This window comes from Brevundimonas vesicularis (assembly GCF_044807075.1).
Classification (GTDB): domain Bacteria; phylum Pseudomonadota; class Alphaproteobacteria; order Caulobacterales; family Caulobacteraceae; genus Brevundimonas; species Brevundimonas vesicularis_G.
The window spans coordinates 2773948-2792504 of the sequence record NZ_CP085234.1 but is presented as its reverse complement, the minus strand read 5'-3'; the positions used below and the strand labels follow the sequence as shown (position 1 = coordinate 2792504).

Sequence of the window (18557 nt, the reverse complement as noted above, 5' to 3'; positions counted from 1 at the left end):
ACGGATTTCATGAACATGCAAGGATGGGGGGAGATCGCCCTGACCCTTGGGCTGGCCGTAATGCTCGGCTGGCCCATCGGCGTTTATATGTCGCGCGTCTGGAATGGCGAGCGGACCTGGCTGGACCCGGTGCTGAAGCCGGTCGAGGCCGTCTTCTACGGCGCCGCCGGCGTCGATCCGAAACGCAGCCAGGGCTGGCTGGGATACGCCGGCGCCCTTTTGGCCTTCAATCTGGCGGGCTTTGTCCTGCTGTATGCGATCCTGCGTCTGCAGGGCGTGCTGCCGCTGAACCCGCAAGGGTTCGCAGGCGTGTCGCCGCATCTGGCCTTCAACACCGCCGTCAGCTTCGTGACCAACACCAACTGGCAGAGCTATGGCGGGGAGGCGACCCTGTCGACCTTCACCCAGATGGTCGGCCTCACGGTGCAGAACTTCGTCTCGGCCGCGACCGGCGCGACGATCGCGGCGGCCCTGGCGCGCGCCTTCGTGGCCAATCGCGGCGAGGGCGTCGGCAACTTCTGGGCCGATCTGACCCGCACGACCCTTTATGTCCTGCTGCCCGCCGCCCTGATCCTAGCGGTGGCCCTGTCGGGTCTCGGCATCGTTCAGAGCCTGGCGGCCCATGTGACGGCGACCGGCGTCGAGGGCGGGTCCCAGACCTTGCCGCTGTTCCCGGCCGCCAGCCAGGTGGCGATCAAACAGCTGGGCATCAACGGCGGCGGCGTCTTCAACGTCAACGGCGCCCATCCGTTCGAGAACCCGAACGCCATCACCAATCTGCTGACCGCGGTGGCGATCAACGTCATGGGCTGGGCGGCCTTCTTCGCCTTCGGCCGCACCGCCATGGCGGGACGCGACATCCGCGCCGTGGCGGCGGCGGCCCTGATCCTGCTGAGCGCCGCCAGCGCGGCCATGTATGTGATCGAGACCCAGCCGGCCCCCGCCCTGGTCGAGGCCCAGGTCGACGCTTCGGTCAATATGGAGGGCAAGGAGGTCCGCTTCGGCGCGCCGGCCTCGACCGTCTGGTCCGTGGTCACGACCGGCGCCTCGAACGGCTCGGTCAACGCCATGCACGCCAGCTTCATGCCCTTGGGCGGCGGCTTGCAGATGTTCCTGATGCAGCTGGGCGAGATCCTGCCAGGCGGTGTCGGTTCGGGCATCGCCATCATGGTCGTCATGGCCCTGCTGTCGGTCTTCGTCGCCGGCCTGATGGTCGGCCGCACGCCCGAATATCTGGGCAAGAAGATCGAGGCGCGCGAGATCCAGTTCGCCATGATCGCGGTGCTGATTCTGCCGCTGGCCATCCTGGGCTTCACCGCCGTGTCGGCCGTCTTCCCGACGGCGTTGGCGGGCCTGCTGAACAAGGGGCCGCACGGCCTGTCGGAGATCCTGTACGCCTACACCTCGGCGGCGGCGAATAACGGCTCGGCCTTTGCGGGCCTGACCGCCAACGCTCCGTGGTGGAATACGACCCTGGGTCTGGGGATGCTGTTCGGGCGGTTCATTCCGGCCGTCGCCGTCCTGGCCATCGCCGGCAGTCTGGTGGTCAAGCCCAAGCTGGCGCCCAGCCCCGGCACGCTGCCGACCGACAACGGCCTGTTCATCGGCCTGCTGATCGGCGTGATCCTCATCCTCGGCGGCCTGCAGTTCCTGCCCGCCCTCGCCCTGGGACCGATCGTCGAGCACTTCCAGGTGCTCGCGGCGGTCGCCGGCGCCTGATCCTTCGGACATCCTGACATGACACAAGTAACTCTGGATCCGCGCGAGGGCGGCCGCGCGTCGCCTCTCGCGGGCGGCCTCTCGGGACAGATGATCGGACGCGCCGTTGGCGACGCCTTCGTCAAGCTGAACCCCGTAAAGCTGATCAACAATCCGGTCATCTTCACCACTTGGATCGTGGCGCTTCTGTCCACGCTCTCGGCGGCCGCAGCCATCGCGAGCGGTCAGTCGGCGGGCTTTGCGGTGCAGCTGGCGCTGTGGCTATGGGCCACGGTCCTGTTCGCCAATGTCGCCGAAAGCATCGCTGAAGGGCGGGGCAAGGCGGCGGCCGATTCCCTGCGCGCCACCCGCGTCACGACCAAGGCCAAGCTGATCGTCGACCCGAAGACCGGCAGCGTGGTCCCGACCAACGCCTCGGAGCTTGAAGTCGGGTCGATCATCCTGGTCGAGGCCGGCGACGTGATCGCCTCCGACGGCGAGATCGTCGAGGGCGTCGCCTCGGTCAACGAGGCCGCCATTACCGGCGAGAGCGCCCCGGTGATCCGCGAAAGCGGCGGCGACCGGTCGGCCGTGACCGGCGGCACGACCGTCGTCTCGGACTGGATCAAGGTGCGCATCACCGCCAAGCCCGGCTCGACCTTCCTCGATCGCATGATCGCCATGGTCGAGGGCGCGGATCGCCGGAAGACGCCCAACGAGCTGGCCCTGGCCGTGCTGCTGGCCGGCCTGACCCTGATCTTCCTGATCGCGGTCGTGACCCTGGTGGGCCTGGGCGCCTATTCCGGCGTCGATCTGGACCCGATGGTGCTGGGCGCCCTGTTCATCACGCTGATCCCGACCACGATCGGGGGCCTGCTGTCCGCCGTCGGCATCGCCGGCATGGACCGGTTGCTGAAGGTGAACGTGCTGGCCACCTCGGGCCGTGCGGTGGAGGCGGCAGGCGACGTCGACACCCTGCTGCTCGACAAGACCGGCACCATCACCTTCGGCAACCGCATGGCGACCGAGGTCATCCCGGTTCCCGGCGTGCGCCCCGAGGCCGCTTTGGCCGCCGCCGTCATGGCGTCGCTCGCCGACGAGACGCCGGAGGGCCGCTCCATCGTCGAGCTGGGCCGCAACGCCGGCGTCTCGGTCGATCAGCCCGCCGGCGCCGTCGCCATTCCCTTCACCGCCGTCACCCGCCAGTCGGGCCTGGACGTCGGCAAGGACAGCTGGAGGAAGGGCGCGGTCGATGCCGTGCTGAAGGATCTGAACCTCAACGACGGTTCGGCCCCAGCCGAGTTCCGCCAGGCCGTGGACCGGATCGCCCGTTCGGGCGGCACGCCCCTGGCCGTCACCCAGAACGGCGTCCTCGTCGGCGTCATCCACCTGAAGGACGTGGTCAAGCCGGGCGTGAAGGCGCGCTTCGCCGACCTGCGCCGCATGGGCCTGCGCACCGTGATGATCACCGGCGACAATCCGGTGACGGCCGCAGCCATCGCTTCGGAAGCCGGGGTGGACGACTACCTCGCCGAGGCCACGCCCGAGGACAAGATGCGCCTGATCAAGGCCGAACAGGCCAAGGGGCGTCTGGTCGCCATGTGCGGCGACGGGGCCAACGACGCCCCGGCCCTGGCCCAGGCCGATGTCGGCGTGGCCATGCAGACCGGCGCCCAGGCCGCGCGCGAGGCCGGCAACATGGTCGATCTGGACAGCGACCCGACCAAGGTCATCGAGATCGTCGAGGTCGGCAAGCAACTGCTGATCACGCGCGGCGCCCTGACGACCTTCTCGGTCGCCAACGACGTGGCCAAATATTTCGCCATCATCCCGGCGATGTTCGTGGTGGCCCTGCCGTCGCTCGGCGCGCTGAACGTCATGCGCCTGCACAGCCCCGAGAGCGCCATCCTGTCGGCGGTGATCTTCAACGCCCTGGTCATCGTCGCCCTCATCCCGCTGGCGCTGAAGGGCGTCAAATACCGGGCCATCGGCGCCGGCGCGCTTCTGGGTCGCAACCTGCTGATCTACGGCCTGGGCGGCCTGATCGCCCCGTTCGTCGGCATCAAGCTGATCGACCTGCTCATCTCCGGCCTGGGTCTGGCCTGATGCGTCGGGAGGTCTCTCGCATCCTGCAACTCGTCATGGCGGTGCTGGTCATCGCCGTGATGTGGGGCGTGGCGACGCTGCAGCAGACCGATCCGCGCACGCGCTCCAACCCCATGGCCATTCATCCTGTTCGAATAGAGAAATCCAATGCGTAAATCCTTCTCCAGGGCCTCGGGCCGCAACGACGCCTGGTTCGCCGCCGCCTGTATCGTCGGTCTCGCCGGTCTGGGCCTGTGCAGCGAAGCCAAGGCCCAGGACGTGTCGGCCCCAACCGTTTCGGCCAACGTCGCCGTCACCTCCGACTACGTCTTCCGCGGGGTCAGCCAGACCCAGGAAAACCCCGCCCTCTCGGCTGGCGTCGATCTGACCAGGAACGGCTTCTACGCCGGCGGCTGGGCCTCCAACGTCGATTTCGGCGACGACACGGACGCCGAGGTCGATTTGTATGCCGGCTATCGGCCCGAGGTCGCCGGCTATGCGCTGGACTTCGGCGTGATCGGCTATCTCTACGCCGGTCAGCCGGACGGCGCCGACTATGACTATGTCGAATTCAAAGCCGCCGCCTCACGCGCCGTCGGTCCGGCCACCCTGGGCGCCGCCGTCTACTATTCGCCCGACTTCTTCGGCGCGGCCGAGGACGAGGCGACCTATGCCGAGGTCAACGGCGCGGTCAGTCCGGCCGACAAATGGACCGTCTCGGGCGCCGTCGGGCGTCAGTGGGTGTCGTCGGACCTGGACTACACCACCTGGAACCTGGGCGCGGCCTATCAGCTGACCGACACTCTGGCGCTGGACCTGCGCTATCACGACACCGATCAACACGACTTCGGCGACATCTACGGCGCGCGCGCCGTGGCCACGCTGAAGGCGACCTTCTGAGGCGACGACCATGGTCAACCAACTTCGCCCGGCCCTCGTCATGACGGCCCTGTTCACCCTGCTGCTGGGCCTGGCCTATCCGCTGGCCGTCACCGGCATCGCCCAGGTCGCCTTCCCGGACCAGGCCAACGGCAGCCTGGTGCGCGACGCCGGCGGGCGGGTCGTCGGCTCGTCCCTGATCGGCCAGCCTTTCTTCGGCGCGACCTATCTGCATCCGCGCCCGTCGGCGGCGGGCGACGGCTATGACGCCGCCGCCTCGTCCGGCTCCAACATGGGGCCGTTGAACCCGGACCTGATCGCGCGCGTCGCCGAAAGCGCCCAGACGATCCGCGCCGAGGACGGCCCCGGCGTCATCCCCGCCGATGCGGTGACGACATCGGGTTCGGGCCTCGACCCGGACGTGTCCCCGGCCTACGCTCGGCTTCAGGCCGCGCGGATCGCCCGCGCCAGAGGCGTTCCCGTGCAACAGGTCCAGAGCATCATCGACGCGCACATCGAGGGGGCCTTCCTAGGCTTCATCGGCCAGCCGCACGTCAATGTCCTGCTGACCAACCGCGCGCTGGACGCCCGCTTCGGGGCGGAGGGCTGATTGCCCGAAACGGCCCCCGCAACGCCCGCGACTTCAGCCGTTCCGCGCCGCAAGCGCGGGCGGCTGAAGGTGTTTCTGGGCATGTCGCCCGGCGTGGGCAAGACCTATGAAATGCTGCGCGCCGCGCGCCGCAGAAAGGCCGAGGGGCTGGACGTCGTCGTCGGCGTGGTCGAGACCCACGGCCGCAAGGAGACGATGAGCCTGCTGCGCGGGCTGGACGTCATGCCGCGGGCGCCCATCGAACACCGCGACCGCGCCCTGATGGAGTTCGATCTGGACGGCGCCCTGGCGCGACGGCCCGAACTGCTGCTGGTCGACGAATACGCCCATTCCAACGCGCCCGGTTCGCGCCATCCCAAGCGCTGGCAGGACGTGGAGGAACTGCGCGACGCCGGCATCGACGTCTGGACCACGCTGAACATCCAGCATCTGGAAAGCCTGTCCGACGTCATCCTGCGCATCACCGGCGTGCGCCAGCGCGAGGCGGTGCCCGATAGCGCCCTGACCGGCGCCGACGACATCGAGGTCATCGACATCACGCCCGAAGACCTGCGGGCGCGTCTGGCCGAGGGCAAGGTCTATGTGCCCGAAACGGCGCGGGTGGCCTCCGAGAACTTCTTCAAGATCGAGAATCTGACGGCGTTGCGCGAACTGGCCCTGCGGCGCGCGGCCCAGACGGTGGACGACCAGCTTCTGACCCACCTGCGCGAGCGGGGCGTGTCGGGGCCGTGGGCGGCGAACGAACGGATCCTGGTGCTGGTCGGCGGCGACGCCATGACCGCCTCCCTGGTCCGCACCGGTCGGCGAATGTCCGACATGATGATGGACGCCCCCTGGTCGGTCGCCCATGTCGAGCGGCCCAGTGGATCGCGCGCCGACGCCCGGTCGGCGGGACGGCTGGCCGAGGCCTTCAAGCTGGCCGAGCAGCTGGGCGGACGGCCCGTGACGATCAGCGGCGACGACGTGGTGCGCGCCGTGCTGGATCACGCCCACCGCAACAACGTCACCCAGATCGTCATCGGCAAGACGCGCGGCGGGCGGTTCGCCGAATGGACCGGCCGTGCCCTGGCGACCGAACTGCTGCGCAAGGCCCAGGGCGTCGCCGTCCACGTCGTGACCGAGGGCGATCTGGCCGCGCCCGAATCGGCGGCCAAGTCGGGCATCCGGGCGGCGCTGGACTGGCGCGGTTATCCGGCCGGGGCGGGGTTCGTCCTGGCGGCGACGGGCGCGGCCCTATTGCTGGACACCCGGTTCGAGCGGGTCGATCTGGGCGTCATCTATCTGGCGGCGGTGGTGGCGGCCGGGGTGCTGAACGGCCTCAGACCCGCGCTGGCGGCGGCGACCCTGGCCTTTCTGACCTACAACTTCCTGTTCCTTCAGCCGCGCTACAGCTTCCTGATCGGTTCGCCGACCGACTTCCTGACCTTGGTCCTTTTCTGGGGCGTGGCCCTGGGCACAGGCGCGTTGGCGGGGCGGGTGCGCGAACAGGCCAGAGCGGCCCAGCGCCGCGCCGCCGCCGTCTCGGCCCTGCTGGCCGCCAGCCAGACCCTGTCGGCCGGCCAGGATCGTGCGACCACAGCCCGCAGCCTGGCGGAACAGGCCTCGGCCGCCGCCGGCGCAGGCGCCGTCGTCCTTCTGCCCGACGGCGAGGACATCGTGCTGGCGGCGGCCAGTCCCGAGGGCGTGATCCTGGCCCCCGACGCCATGGCCGCCGCCCGCTGGGCCTGGACCCACGGCGAGGTGACGGGCCATGGCACGGGCACCCTGCCGCAGACCCATTGGCGGTTTCAGCCCCTGCAGGGCGTGCGCGGCCGGGCCGGCGTGGCGGGCATCGACGCCTCGGCCGTGGCGGCGGGCTCGGACGAGGAACGTCTGGCGATGGCCCTGCTGGACCAGGGCGCCGTCGCGCTGGAGCGCGCCGATCTGGCCGGTCAGGCGCTGGAGACCGAGACCCTGCGTCGCGCCGACCGTTTCCGCGCGGCCTTGATGAACTCGGTCAGCCACGACCTTCGCACACCCCTGTCCACCGTCCTGGGCTCGGCGACGACCCTGATCGACTATGGCGCGACCCTGAAGCCCGAGGTCCGCGACGACCTGCTGCTCAGCATCCGCGAAGAGGCCGAACGCCTGTCGCGCTATGTCGGCGATCTTCTGGACATGACCCGGCTGGAGGGCGGCGGCCTCAACGTGCGCACCGACTGGACCGATGTGCGCGACATCCTGAACACCGCCGCCGACCGGGTGTCGCGCCGCTTGGGCCAACGCAAGGTCACGCGCGATTTTCCGGCCCAGCTCAGCATGGTCGAAGCCGATCCGGGCCTGCTGGAGCAGGCCGTGGTCAACATCCTAGAAAACGCCATCGCCTACAGTCCCGACGGCACGACCATCGAACTCGCGGCCTATGAGGATCGCGGCGCCGTCGTCATCTCCATCGAGGACGAGGGACGTGGCATCCCGACCGCCGAGCTGGAACGGGTGTTTGACAAATTCCGCCGCATGGAAGAATCCACCGATCGGGCCAAGGGGGCAGGTCTTGGTCTCGCCATCGCCAAGGGCTTCGTCGAGGCCATGCGCGGCCGTATCGCCGCGGCCAGCCCGATCCAGGACGACGCCGACGGCAAGCGTGGAACGCGCATCCTGATCAGCCTGCCCAAGTCCATCGCCACCCATCCGGATCTGCTGTGATGTCCGCCGTTCGCCCCCAGGTTCTGGTCATCGACGACGAGCCGCAAATTCACCGCTTCCTGGCCCCCGCCCTGGACGCCGCCGGCTATGAACCCCGCCGCGCCGACAGCGGTCAGGAGGGGCTGCGCGCCATCGCCCTGTGGAGCCCCGACGCCGTGGTTCTTGACCTCGGCCTGCCCGACATGGACGGCAAGGATGTCCTGACGCGCGCGCGCGACTTCTATCAGGGGCCGATCATCGTCCTGTCCGCCCGCGACCGCGAGGCCGAGAAGATCACGGCCCTGGACCTGGGCGCCAACGACTATGTCGAAAAGCCGTTCGGCGTCGGCGAACTGCTGGCGCGCATCCGCGCCTGTCTGCGTCAGGGCGCGCTGACGCCGGTCGCGGGCGGCGTCGTCACGGCCGGCGATGTCGTCATCGACCTGGACCGCCGCATCGTCACCCGCGCCGGCGAGCGGGTGAAGCTGCGCCCCAAGGAATACGACGTCCTGGCCTACCTCGCCCGCAACGCCGGCAAGGTCCTGGGTCACGCCGACCTGCTCAAGACCATCTGGGGCGCCGGCCACGCCGACGACGTGCAGTATCTCCGCGTCGTCGTCGGTCAGCTCAGGCACAAGCTCGAGGCCGATCCGGCCCAGCCCATCCTGCTCGTGACCGAGCCGGGCGTGGGCTATCGCCTGGCGGACTGAGGCCTAAAACTCTTCCCAGCCGTCGCTGTTGGAACCGACCGTGAGGTCGCGACCGCCGGCGACCTTGATGACGCGCGGTTCGACCGGCGGCGCTGAACGGGTTGCGGGGCGGGCAGGGGCGGCAGAGGTGGTCTTTCGAGCCGTCGCGCGTCCGCCGGACACCTGGAAGAAGGCGACCTCGGACGACAGCTCGGCGGTTTCCTGGCGCAAGGCGGTGCTGGCGGCGGTGGCTTGTTCGACCATGGCGGCGTTCTGCTGTGTCACCTGATCCATCTGGTTCACGGCGACGTTGATTTCCTGAAGGCCGGTCGCCTGTTCACGGGCCGAGGCGGCGATCTCCACGACCAGGGTGCTGATGTCGTCGACTTGCGAGGCGATGGCCTGAAGCGCCGATCCGGCCTCGCTGACCAGACGCACGCCGTTCTCGACTTCCGAGCCGGAGTTGGAGATCAGCGTCTTGATCTCCTTTGCGGCTTCGGCCGAGCGTTGAGCCAGCGCGCGGACTTCGGAGGCCACCACGGCGAAGCCGCGGCCGGACTCGCCTGCACGGGCGGCTTCGACGCCGGCGTTCAGAGCCAGCAGGTTGGTCTGGAAGGCGATCTCGTCGATGACCCCGACGATCTGGCTGATCTGGCGCGAGCCGCCTTCGATCTTCTGCATCGCGTCGACGGCGTTCATGACGACCTGGCCGGAGGCTTCGGCGCTCTTGCGGGCGCCGTTGGTGACGTTGGCGGCCTGGTTGGCGGCTTCGGCGGTCTTCTTCACCGTGACGGTGATCTCGTCCAGCGCGGCGGCGGTTTCTTCTAAAGCGGCGGCCTGCTGTTCGGTTCGGCGCGATAGGTCCTCAGACGCCTGGCTGATCTCGCCGGCGCCGGAATCGATGCCGTGGACCGAGCCCAGGACGCCGGTGACGGTCTCTTCCAGGCGAGCGATCGACCGGTTGAAGTCGGCCTTCAGAACCTCGCTGCGTGCGGGGAAGGGAGCGTCGATCCGATAGACCAGATCCCCCTCGGCCAAGGCCGACAGTCCCTTGCCCAGGCTTTCGATGACGACGGCGTTCTCGGCGGCCTCCTGCTGGGCCACGGCTTCGCGACGACGGCGTTCGACTTCGGACTGGTCGCGCATCGATTCCGTTTCGGACTCCAGCGCCTTGGCGCGCAGACCGTTGTCGCGGAACACCTGCATGGCCTGTGCCATGGCGCCGACCTCGTCCTTGCGGTCGGTGTCGGGGATGGCGACATCCAGCTTGCCGCCCGCCATGATCGACATGGCGCCCGTCATGCGCCGGACCGGCGCGATCATCAGGATCGACAGCTGAACGCCTAGGAAGACGGCGGCCGCGACCAGGATCAGACCGCCCGCCGCCAGCGCGATGAATGAGGCGGTGATGGCCGACGCCTGCTGGGCGTCGCGCACGTTCATGCGGGCGATCTCGGCGTCGCGCACGGCCGTGATCGATTTGGTGATGTGGGTCACGCGAACCTTGTCGGCGGACTCGATGACGACGCGGCGCGCGGCGTCGATGCGCGACGGATCGAGCGCGGCCTGGGTCAGGGGCGTGCCGAACTCGGTCTTCCAGACGGCGGCATCATCCTGGGCCTTTTTGACCAGAGCGCGCTCTTCCGTCGTCAGATCGGCGGTGTTCAATGCGGCGATCGACTGTTCGAACTGTTCCCAGCCGGTCTTGTAGACATCCAGGTAGTCGACGTTGCCGGTCAGAAGCACGCCGCGCATCTGCGAATTCAGGCGGATGACGCCCTTCTCGGCGACGTGGGTGTGATCGATGATGCTCTTGCTTTGCGCATTCAGCTCGGCCGCCGTCTTCATGGCCAACAGCTGGAAGAAGACCGCGCCGATCATGGCGGCGGCGACCGTCAGCAACAGGGCGAAGGCGATCGCCAGCTTTCGCTGCATCGGGATGTTCTTCGGGTTCATGCCATCATCTCCTGAAGGATGTGCAAAGCAGGAGACCGGAGCGGCGAGCCGCTCCGGTCTAAGGGGCTTAGAAGGCAGTCTGGACGCGGACGGTCGCGGTGTTTCCGTTGTCGTCGCCGGTGAAGACTCCGGTCCGGTTGTCGACCGACCAGGCGCTCCAGTGGGCCGACACGCGGGTGTTGTTGGTCGGATACCAGTTGACGCCCAGCAGCCAGGTGTCGCCTTCGCCGCCGGTCAGGCTGTCGGTAAAGTCGGCGGTGTCGTAGCGACCGACGATTTCGACCGCGCCATAGCCGTCGGCGCCCAACGGATTCAGCACCTTGGGACGCGTCCAGGTTCCGGTGCGCGCGGACAGCGGCGGCGTCTCGCCCGTCAGGAACAGACCGGCCGACAGGCTGTAGGCGTCCTGGTCAAAGTCGCGTGCGGCGGTTCGAACCACGCGCTTGCCGCCCTCGGCCATCGCCCAGAACGAACGATGCACGCCGCCGAGCTCCAGCCCCAGGCCCGAGCTGGACTTCGGATTGGCGTAGGCGCCGGACGACAGGCGCAGATTGTCGTTGCCGCGCGACGAAACCACCAGATTGCGCGAAGACAGGGTCGTCACCGGCGTCAGATCCTCGACGAAGCCCCAGCCGCCCAGATGCAGGAAGCCGGCCTCGGTCTTGAACGCCGACCAGTGGGTGCGGCCCATCACGGCGACGGTGTCGCTGGTCGTGCCGTCGCTGATGGCGTCGCCGGTCACCGACAGCGAGGCATGCCAGACGCTGCCCGTCAGCTTGCCCATGACACCGACCCCGTAAGAGCCGCGCTCGGGACCGATGGTGGAGACCATCAGGCTGCGTTCCAGGAAGGGCGTCTGATCTTCGGCCGTGCCGCCTTCGACGCCGCGGTCGTTCAGGCGCTGACCGGCGGAGATTTCCAGGTCGCGGCCGCCCAGCTTGCGGCTGTAGGCGATGAAGGCGTTTGCGACGCTGACCGAGTTGTCGGCGATGTCGCCTTCGATCCAGTAGCTGAAGCCGCCGGCGATCTTGCCTTGTCCGCCCAGGCGCAGGCCGCGCAGTTCGGTCGTGGTCAGGTCGCGATTGGGATAGTCCGATCCAAAGGTCGTCGACAGGTCGGCGGTGACGCGAATGCGCGGCTTGAAGGTGAAGGCGCCGTCGGGGCTGCGCCATTCCGGCAGGCCTGTGGCCCAGTCGACGGGCGCCGGCGCCGACGTTGCGGGAGCGGCGGCGGTCTGCACCGGACGCGGCACCGCAACGGGCGAAGGCGTTCCGGCGACGGCCGGCGCCGCGGCGACCGCAGCCGTGCGCGACTGGGCTTCCAGCTGTTCAAGTCGGGCCGACAGGGCCTGGACCTGGGCGCGCAGGGCGGCGATTTCATCGGCGGACGGCGCCGATTGGGCGAGGGCGGAGGTGGCGAGCGCGGCCAGGCCGACACCCGCTGCGAGCGAGCGATAAAGGGTCATTAGATTTACCGTAAGGGAAGATCGTTAAGGAGCGCCCAAATCGCGGTAAGGGGAACTGCGTAGCTTTGCGGCCAAGGGCGTCCGGATAAGGAACAGGCGCCGTGCGGATCGCGACGGCGCCTGTGGGAAGTCGGGTCAGTCGGCGGTGACCAGGGCCTTGTCGCCGGGACCGGCCGCCGGATCGGGCAGGGCCGCCAGCGGATGGGGTTCGCCGTCCAGCGCGGCCTTCAGCGCATCGCGATCCAGTTCGCCTTCCCAGCGGGCGACGACGATGGTGGCCACAGCGTTGCCGATGAAGTTCGTCAGGGCGCGGCACTCGCTCATGAAGCGGTCGATGCCCAGGATCAGCGCCATGCCCGCGACCGGTACGGCCGGCACGACCGACAGGGTCGCGGCCAGGGTGATGAAGCCCGCGCCGGTGATGCCCGCCGCGCCCTTGGAGCTGAGCATGGCGACCAGCAGCAGCACGATCTGGTCCTGCAGGCTGAGGTCGATGTTCAGCGCCTGGGCGATGAACAGGGCGGCCATCGTCATATAGATGTTGGTGCCGTCCAGGTTGAACGAATAGCCGGTGGGCACGACCAGGCCGACCACGGACTTTGCGGCGCCGGCGCGTTCCATCTTCTGCAGCAGGCTCGGCAGGGCGGCTTCGGACGACGAGGTGCCCAGAACCAGCAGCAGTTCTTCCTTCAGATAGCGGATCAGCTTCAGAATGTTGAAGCCGTTGGCCCAGGCGACCAGGCCCAGAACCCCGACCACGAAGATGGCGGCGGTTACATAGAAGGTGGCGACCAGGGCGGCCAGATTGGCGATCGAACCGATACCGTATTTGCCGATGGTGAAGGCGAAGGCGCCGAAAGCGCCGATGGGCGCGGCCTTCATCAGAATGGCGACCAGCTTGAAGAAGGCGACGCTGATCGACTCCAGGAAGCTCAGCACCGGCTTGCCGACATCGCCGACCATGGCCAGCGCAAGCCCGAACAGGACCGAGACGAACAGCACCTGCAGGATGTTGCCCTCGGAGAAGGCGCTGACGAAGGTGTCGGGGATGATGCTGGTCAGGAAGCCGACGATGGTCGTCTCATGCGCCTGATCGGAGTATTTTGTGACCGCGCTGGCATCCAGGCTGGCGGGGTCGATGTTCAGGCCGTGGCCCGGCTGAACCAGATTGGCCACGATCATGCCGATGATCAGGGCCAGGGTCGAGAAGGTCAGGAAGTAGGCAAAGGCCTTGGCGGCGACACGACCGACCCGCCCCACGTCGCGCATCCCGGCGATGCCGGTGACGATCGTCAGGAAGATCACGGGCGCGATGATCATCTTCACCAGCTTGATGAAGGCGTCGCCCAGCGGTTTGAGGCTTTCGCCGAACGTCGGCCAGAAGTGCCCGATCAGGCCGCCGGCGAGGATCGCCAGCAGAACCTGGAAATAGAGATGCCGATAGAAAGGCTTGCGCTTGGCGCTGCCGTCGTCGGCAATCGTCGGTGTGATAATCATGGTGACCTCCCAATCGTCCTCTCGGGGACGTTCACCGATCAGGATGCGGCGGCGCTGGGACAGGCCAAAACCGAAAATTCGCGATCGGGCCGGGGAGGAAAACATATATTTAACAATGCGCTGTCGTTTTTAAAGCTGAAGCGCTTGTGCTGAAAACGAAACCGGCACACGTTGAGTTGTGTCGAAATCAGCACAAATTCTGACGAGATCGAGACTCGCCGCGAGGCGTGAGTTTCTGGGCGTTGCGGGCATCGGCGTCTTCGTGTTCGCCGGCCTGCTGATCCTGATCGCCATCATCGTTGCGGGCGATCTCGCGCGAAAACGTGCGGCGCAAAACATTGTTCGTCAGGCCGAGGCGACCCTGCTGCTGGATCAGGCCTTGCTATCCAGCGAACTTGACCGGCATCGCGCCACGCCCGTGGTTCTGGCCAGCGAGGACATCATCTTGGAGGCGCTGCGCGATCCCGCGCCCGCCCTGCTGGACAGGGTCAACGCGCGGCTGGATATGCTGGCGGTGCAAACCGGCGCGGCGGCCATCTATCTGCTGAACGGCCAAGGCAAGGCGGTCGCGGCGAACAACTATCGAACCCCCGGCAGTTTCGTCGGGGCGGACTACGCCTACCGCCCCTATTTCAAGACGGCGATGCGGGCGGGATCCGACGAATATTTCGCCTTTGGGTCCAGGAGCGGCCGGCCCGGCCTTTATTTGTCGCGCCGCGTCGGTGGCGCGGCCGGCGTGATCGTGGTCAAGATCGAGTTCCATACGGTCGAGGCCGCCTGGCGGCGGCAGGCGGAACAGGCCCTGGTGACGAACCGGGACGGCGTGATCGTGCTGAGTTCCGACCCCGCGCGACGCTTTCGAACGCTTGAGCCGCTGGACGCCGCCCGAGCGAAGGCCTTGCGTGACAGCCGGCAGTTCGGCGACGCGCCACTGACGCCCCTTAACCCCGCGATCACGCCGGTGGACGACGGGCGGGTGCAGATGGGCGGCCGGATCTTCGCTCCCCTGCGTCGCGCCCTGCCGGTGGAGGACTGGACCCTGCTGCTGCTGGTCCCCATCGCCGACGCCGACCGTGCGGCGGGGCCTGTGCGCTGGGCGGCGGGCCTGGCGGGCGCGCTTCTGATGGTCGTGCTGGCCTGGATCTGGCGCGCGCATCTGCGCCGGCTGGACGGGCAGCGTCGGGAGGCCGAGGTCCGGCGCGAGCTAGAGCTTCGCGTCGATGAACGCACCACGGCGCTGACGGCGGCGAACGCGCAGTTGAGAACCCAGATCGAAGATCGCAAACGCACCGAAGCGCGCCTGCGAACCCTGCAGGCCGATCTAGTTCAGGCCAACCGTCTGGCGCATCTGGGCCAGATCGTCGCCGGGGTCGCCCACGAGATCAATCAGCCGGTGGCGGCCATCCGCGCCAACGCCGACAACGCCCTGACCCTGCTGTCGCGCGAGCAGCCGGATGAGGCGCAGGCCAAGCTGACGCGCATCCAGGGACTGACCGAGCGGATCGGCGCCATCGTCGAGGATTTGCGCGGCTTTGCGCGCAAGACCCCGCCGCGCACCACCACCGTCGTCGTCGACGAAGCGGTCGAGGGCGCCCTGCTACTGGTCAGCAGTCGGATGCGTGACGACGGCGTGGCTGTCGAGCGGACGGGCGAGGCGAGGGTGTCGGCCCAGGCGGACCGCGTGCGGCTGGAACAGGTGCTGGTCAATCTGTTGCAGAACGCCTTTGAAGCCTTGGGCGATCATGCGGATGCGCGGATCGGGCTGGATGTCTCGACGACATCGGACCTGGTCGTCATCGCCGTGACGGACAACGGACCGGGCCTGTCCAAGGCGACGCTGCGGACCCTTTTCACCCCTTTTCGACCACCAAGCCGAACGGTCTGGGTCTGGGGTTGGTGATCTCGCGTGACATCGTCGAGGCCTTCGGCGGCAGTCTGGTCGTGGCGTCGAACGGGCGGCGCGGCGCGCATTTCGAGGTCCGGCTCAGGAGGAACCCCGCATGACCTCGGACGGCGCCCTGATCCTGGTCGTGGACGATGACGACGACCTGCGCGAGGCCCAGGTCGAGACGCTCGCGCTTGCGGGCTACGCGCCGACGGGCGTGAGTTCCGCCGACGAGGCTTTTTCGCAGCTGAAGATCGCGCCCCCGCACGTCGTCTTGTCCGACATCCGGATGCCCGGTCTGGACGGGCTGGATTTCCACAAGCGCGTGGCGGCCATCGATCCCGAGTTGCCGTTCATCCTGATGACGGGACACGGCGACATCGACATGGCTGTCGCCGCCCTGCATCGCGGGGTCTTCGATTTCCTGCCCAAACCCTTCGGTGCCGATCGTCTGTTGCCCGTCATCCAGCGCGCGGCGCGCCAGCGACAACTGGTCTTGGAAAACCGTCGCCTGACCCAGTTGGTCGAAGACGCCGAGGCGGAGGAGGAACGCAGCGGCCTGATCGGCCAGACGCCCGCGATCGTGAGGCTGCGCGAGACGATCGCCCAGGTCGCCCGGGCAGGCGTGGATGTGTTGATCCAGGGCGAGAACGGCGTCGGCAAGGAGACGGTCGCGCGCGGTCTGCACCGATCCAGCGCCCGGCGCGCCCGGCCCTTCGTCGTCGTCAACTGCGCCGCCCTGCCGGAGGATGTGCTCGACGCCGAACTGTTCGGCCGCTCGCCGACGTCGGGCTACGGGCGCCGGATCGGCGGTCGCGTCCGTGAGGCCGACGGCGGCACCCTGTTGCTGGAAGAGGTAGAGGCGCTTTCGCCGGCGCTTCAGATCAAGCTGCTGAAGCTGATGGAGACCGGACAGATCTCGGGAGAGGACGACCAGGCCTTCAGCCTGCGCTTTCTGACGACGACACGGATCGATCTGGACGCCGCGGCCGCGCGCGGCGCCTTCCGGTCGGACCTCTATTATCGCCTCAGCGTGGTCACCCTGACCCTGCCCAGCCTGCGGGACCGGCGCGAGGACATTCCGCTGCTGTTCCGGCATCTGGTGTCGCAGGCGGCTGCGCGACAAAAGAAGACCCCGCCGCCGATCGACGATGCGACCGACGCCCATCTGATGATGCGTGACTGGCCCGGCAATGTCCGCGAACTGGCCCAGGCCGCCGAGCGCTTCGTCATCGGCCTCGACAGAAGCGGCGGCGCGACCGGCGTCGCCGACGGCAGCCTGAGTCAGCGCGTCGAGGCGTTCGAGGCCCGCGTGCTGGACGAGGCGCTGAAGGCCGCCAGGGGCGATGTCCGGGCCGTCATGGCCCGGCTCGACCTCCCCCGAAAGACCTTCTACGCCAAGGTCAAACGCCACGGCATTATTCTCGACGACTACCGCAGGGCGGATTGACGTGGCCTGAGCGGCTCAGTTTTCGGACCAGACCGCCATTTCGGTCCCGGCCGGATCGGCGAAGTGGAAGCGGCGACCGCCGGGGAAGCTGTAGATCGGTTTCACGATCCGGCCGCCGGCCGCCTCGACCCTGGCCAGCATGGCCTCCAGGTCATGGGCGTACAGGATGGGCAGGGGCGCCTTGGTCTGATCGGCCTGATCGGCGTCGAACCCGCCGTCCAGACCCTGATCGAAGGCCGCATAGGTCGGGCCGTAATCCACGAAGGTCCAGCCGAACGCCTGGCTGTAGAATGCCTTGGTCGCGGGCAGGTTGGCGGCGGGCAGTTCGAGGTAGTCCAGCTTTCCGTCTTCACGCACGGTTGATCTCCTGAGTTGGGCGCCGCCGGTCCCTTGTCTTGCACGCGCCCTCGACATGCGCAAACCTGCAAACGGTTCGCAGTTGCAGGAATCGAGCGATGATCGTGATGACGACAGGCCTGTCGGCCCTGATGGCCCTGATGCGGTGCGAGGCGCGTCCGGTCGAACCGCCGCGCAAGCTCGACAGCGATCGCACGAACCCGCGACCGGCCCGCCCCAAGCCCTGATCAGCCGACCTGGGCGCGGTGCCTCAGATAGGCGTCGGCCAGCACCCAGGCGGCCATGGCTTCGACCACCGGCACGGCGCGCAGAGCGACGCACGGGTCGTGACGCCCCTTGGTGCGCAGGTCCGTCTCTTCGCCGTCGCGGGTGATCGTCTGGCGCAGGGTCAGGATGGAGGAGGTCGGCTTGAACGCCACCCGCGCCGTCACCGGCTGGCCCGTCGAAATCCCGCCCAGCACGCCGCCCGCCTTGTTCGACAGGAAGACCGGCTGCTTGTTCAGGTCCAGCCGCATCTCGTCGGCGTTCTGTTCCCCGGTCAGTTCGGCGGCCTCGAAACCGGCGCCGATCTCGACCCCCTTGGCCGCATTGATCGACATCAGGGCGGCGGCCAACTCGCCGTCCAGCTTGCCGTACAGGGGCGCGCCCCAGCCCGCCGGAACGCCCGTGACCTCCAGGGCGACGACCGCCCCGACCGACGATCCCGCCTTGCGGATGCCGTCCAGATAGGCCTCCCAGTCGCCCACGACCTCGGCCGAGGCGGTGAAGAGCGGATTGCCGTGGACGGCGTCGAAGTCGATCCGGTCCGGTGCGATCTTATGCGGTCCGATCTGCACCACGCCCGCCCTGATTTTTACGCCGTCGCCCAGCACCTTTCGCGCCACGGCCCCGGCCGCCACGCGGCTGGCCGTCTCGCGCGCCGAGGACCGACCGCCGCCCCGGTGGTCGCGCACCCCGTATTTGGCCTGATAGGCATAGTCGGCGTGCCCCGGCCGATAGGCGCGGGCGATCTCGCCATAGTCCTTGGACCGCTGGTCCTCGTTCTCGATCAGGATCGAGATCGGCGTGCCCGTCGTCACCGGCCCGTCGCCGTCGTCGAACACGCCCGACAGGATGCGCGCCGTGTCGCTTTCCTTGCGCTGGGTCACGAAGCGGCTGCCGCCCGGCTTCCTCTGGTCCAGCCAGGGCTGAAGATCCGCCTCGGTCAGCGGGATCATCGGCGGGCATCCGTCAACGACGCAGCCGATCGCCGGCCCGTGGCTCTCGCCCCAGGTGGTCACGCGAAACAGATGGCCGAAGGTGTTGTGCGACATGGCCCCGAC

14 protein-coding genes and 1 pseudogene are annotated in these 18557 nt (G+C 68.2%); 10 read left to right on the top strand and 5 right to left on the bottom strand.

Annotated elements, in window-relative coordinates; genetic code table 11:
- Nucleotides 1–9 precede the first annotated feature (9 nt).
- Genes kdpA through LG306_RS14175 form a run of 7 tightly spaced genes read left to right on the top strand, consistent with a single transcriptional unit; the run spans nucleotide 10 to nucleotide 8646 of the window.
- On the top strand, nucleotides 10–1719 hold the full coding sequence (gene kdpA / locus LG306_RS14205; protein ID WP_404415767.1) for a potassium-transporting ATPase subunit KdpA: 1710 nt from the start codon (nucleotides 10–12) through the stop codon (nucleotides 1717–1719).
- Nucleotides 1720–1737: 18 nt separating this feature from the next.
- Complete coding sequence (gene kdpB, locus LG306_RS14200; RefSeq protein ID WP_404415765.1) at nucleotides 1738–3804, top strand: potassium-transporting ATPase subunit KdpB; 2067 nt, start codon at nucleotides 1738–1740, stop codon at nucleotides 3802–3804.
- The gene (locus tag LG306_RS14195) at nucleotides 3804–3959 is read left to right on the top strand and encodes a hypothetical protein (RefSeq protein ID WP_404415762.1); all 156 of its coding nucleotides are present in this window, start codon (nucleotides 3804–3806) and stop codon (nucleotides 3957–3959) included. The genes kdpB and LG306_RS14195 overlap by 1 nt, the downstream gene beginning before the upstream one ends.
- Nucleotides 3952–4683, top strand: coding sequence for a TorF family putative porin (locus tag LG306_RS14190; RefSeq protein WP_404415759.1), 732 nt, complete (start codon nucleotides 3952–3954; stop codon nucleotides 4681–4683). Before LG306_RS14195 ends, LG306_RS14190 begins: the two co-directional genes overlap by 8 nt.
- Nucleotides 4684–4693: 10 nt before the next feature.
- Nucleotides 4694–5272, top strand: a complete 579-nt coding sequence (kdpC, locus tag LG306_RS14185) for a K(+)-transporting ATPase subunit C (protein WP_404415756.1) — start codon at nucleotides 4694–4696, stop codon at nucleotides 5270–5272.
- Entirely contained in the window at nucleotides 5273–7957 is a 2685-nt protein-coding gene (locus LG306_RS14180; protein WP_404415753.1) for a DUF4118 domain-containing protein, read from the top strand.
- Complete coding sequence (locus tag LG306_RS14175) at nucleotides 7957–8646, top strand: response regulator (RefSeq protein ID WP_404415750.1); 690 nt, start codon at nucleotides 7957–7959, stop codon at nucleotides 8644–8646. Before LG306_RS14180 ends, LG306_RS14175 begins: the two co-directional genes overlap by 1 nt.
- Before the next feature lie 3 nt (nucleotides 8647–8649).
- On the opposite strand, the gene LG306_RS14170 is transcribed toward LG306_RS14175, so the two are convergent.
- The 3 genes from LG306_RS14170 to LG306_RS14160 form a co-directional block, all read right to left on the bottom strand.
- Nucleotides 8650–10581, bottom strand: a complete 1932-nt coding sequence (locus tag LG306_RS14170; protein WP_404415748.1) for a methyl-accepting chemotaxis protein — start codon at nucleotides 10579–10581, stop codon at nucleotides 8650–8652.
- Between the two features lie 67 nt (nucleotides 10582–10648).
- Nucleotides 10649–12046 (bottom strand): OprO/OprP family phosphate-selective porin, encoded by a 1398-nt coding sequence (locus tag LG306_RS14165; RefSeq protein WP_404415745.1) that lies wholly within the window; start codon nucleotides 12044–12046, stop codon nucleotides 10649–10651.
- A 135-nt stretch (nucleotides 12047–12181) separates the two neighbouring features.
- The gene (locus LG306_RS14160; protein WP_404415743.1) at nucleotides 12182–13543 is read right to left on the bottom strand and encodes a dicarboxylate/amino acid:cation symporter; all 1362 of its coding nucleotides are present in this window, start codon (nucleotides 13541–13543) and stop codon (nucleotides 12182–12184) included.
- A 505-nt stretch (nucleotides 13544–14048) separates the two neighbouring features.
- Here LG306_RS14160 and LG306_RS14155 point away from each other — a divergent pair.
- A pseudogene (locus LG306_RS14155) lies at nucleotides 14049–15547 on the top strand (ATP-binding protein).
- The gene (locus LG306_RS14150) at nucleotides 15544–16878 is read left to right on the top strand and encodes a sigma-54-dependent transcriptional regulator (RefSeq protein WP_404415740.1); all 1335 of its coding nucleotides are present in this window, start codon (nucleotides 15544–15546) and stop codon (nucleotides 16876–16878) included. Before LG306_RS14155 ends, LG306_RS14150 begins: the two are co-directional and overlap by 4 nt.
- A gap of 15 nt (nucleotides 16879–16893) precedes the next feature.
- On the opposite strand, the gene LG306_RS14145 is transcribed toward LG306_RS14150, so the two are convergent.
- The gene (locus tag LG306_RS14145; RefSeq protein WP_404415737.1) at nucleotides 16894–17235 is read right to left on the bottom strand and encodes a VOC family protein; all 342 of its coding nucleotides are present in this window, start codon (nucleotides 17233–17235) and stop codon (nucleotides 16894–16896) included.
- A 98-nt stretch (nucleotides 17236–17333) separates the two neighbouring features.
- On the opposite strand from LG306_RS14145, the gene LG306_RS14140 reads away from it, so the two are divergent.
- Nucleotides 17334–17462 carry a hypothetical protein gene (locus LG306_RS14140; protein ID WP_404415734.1) on the top strand — a complete coding sequence of 43 codons (129 nt, stop codon included), beginning with the start codon at nucleotides 17334–17336 and terminating at the stop codon, nucleotides 17460–17462.
- Here the strand turns inward: LG306_RS14140 and aroC are convergent, their stop codons facing one another.
- Nucleotides 17463–18548, bottom strand: coding sequence for a chorismate synthase (gene aroC / locus LG306_RS14135; RefSeq protein ID WP_404415731.1), 1086 nt, complete (start codon nucleotides 18546–18548; stop codon nucleotides 17463–17465).
- Between the last annotated feature and the right edge of the window lie 9 nt (nucleotides 18549–18557).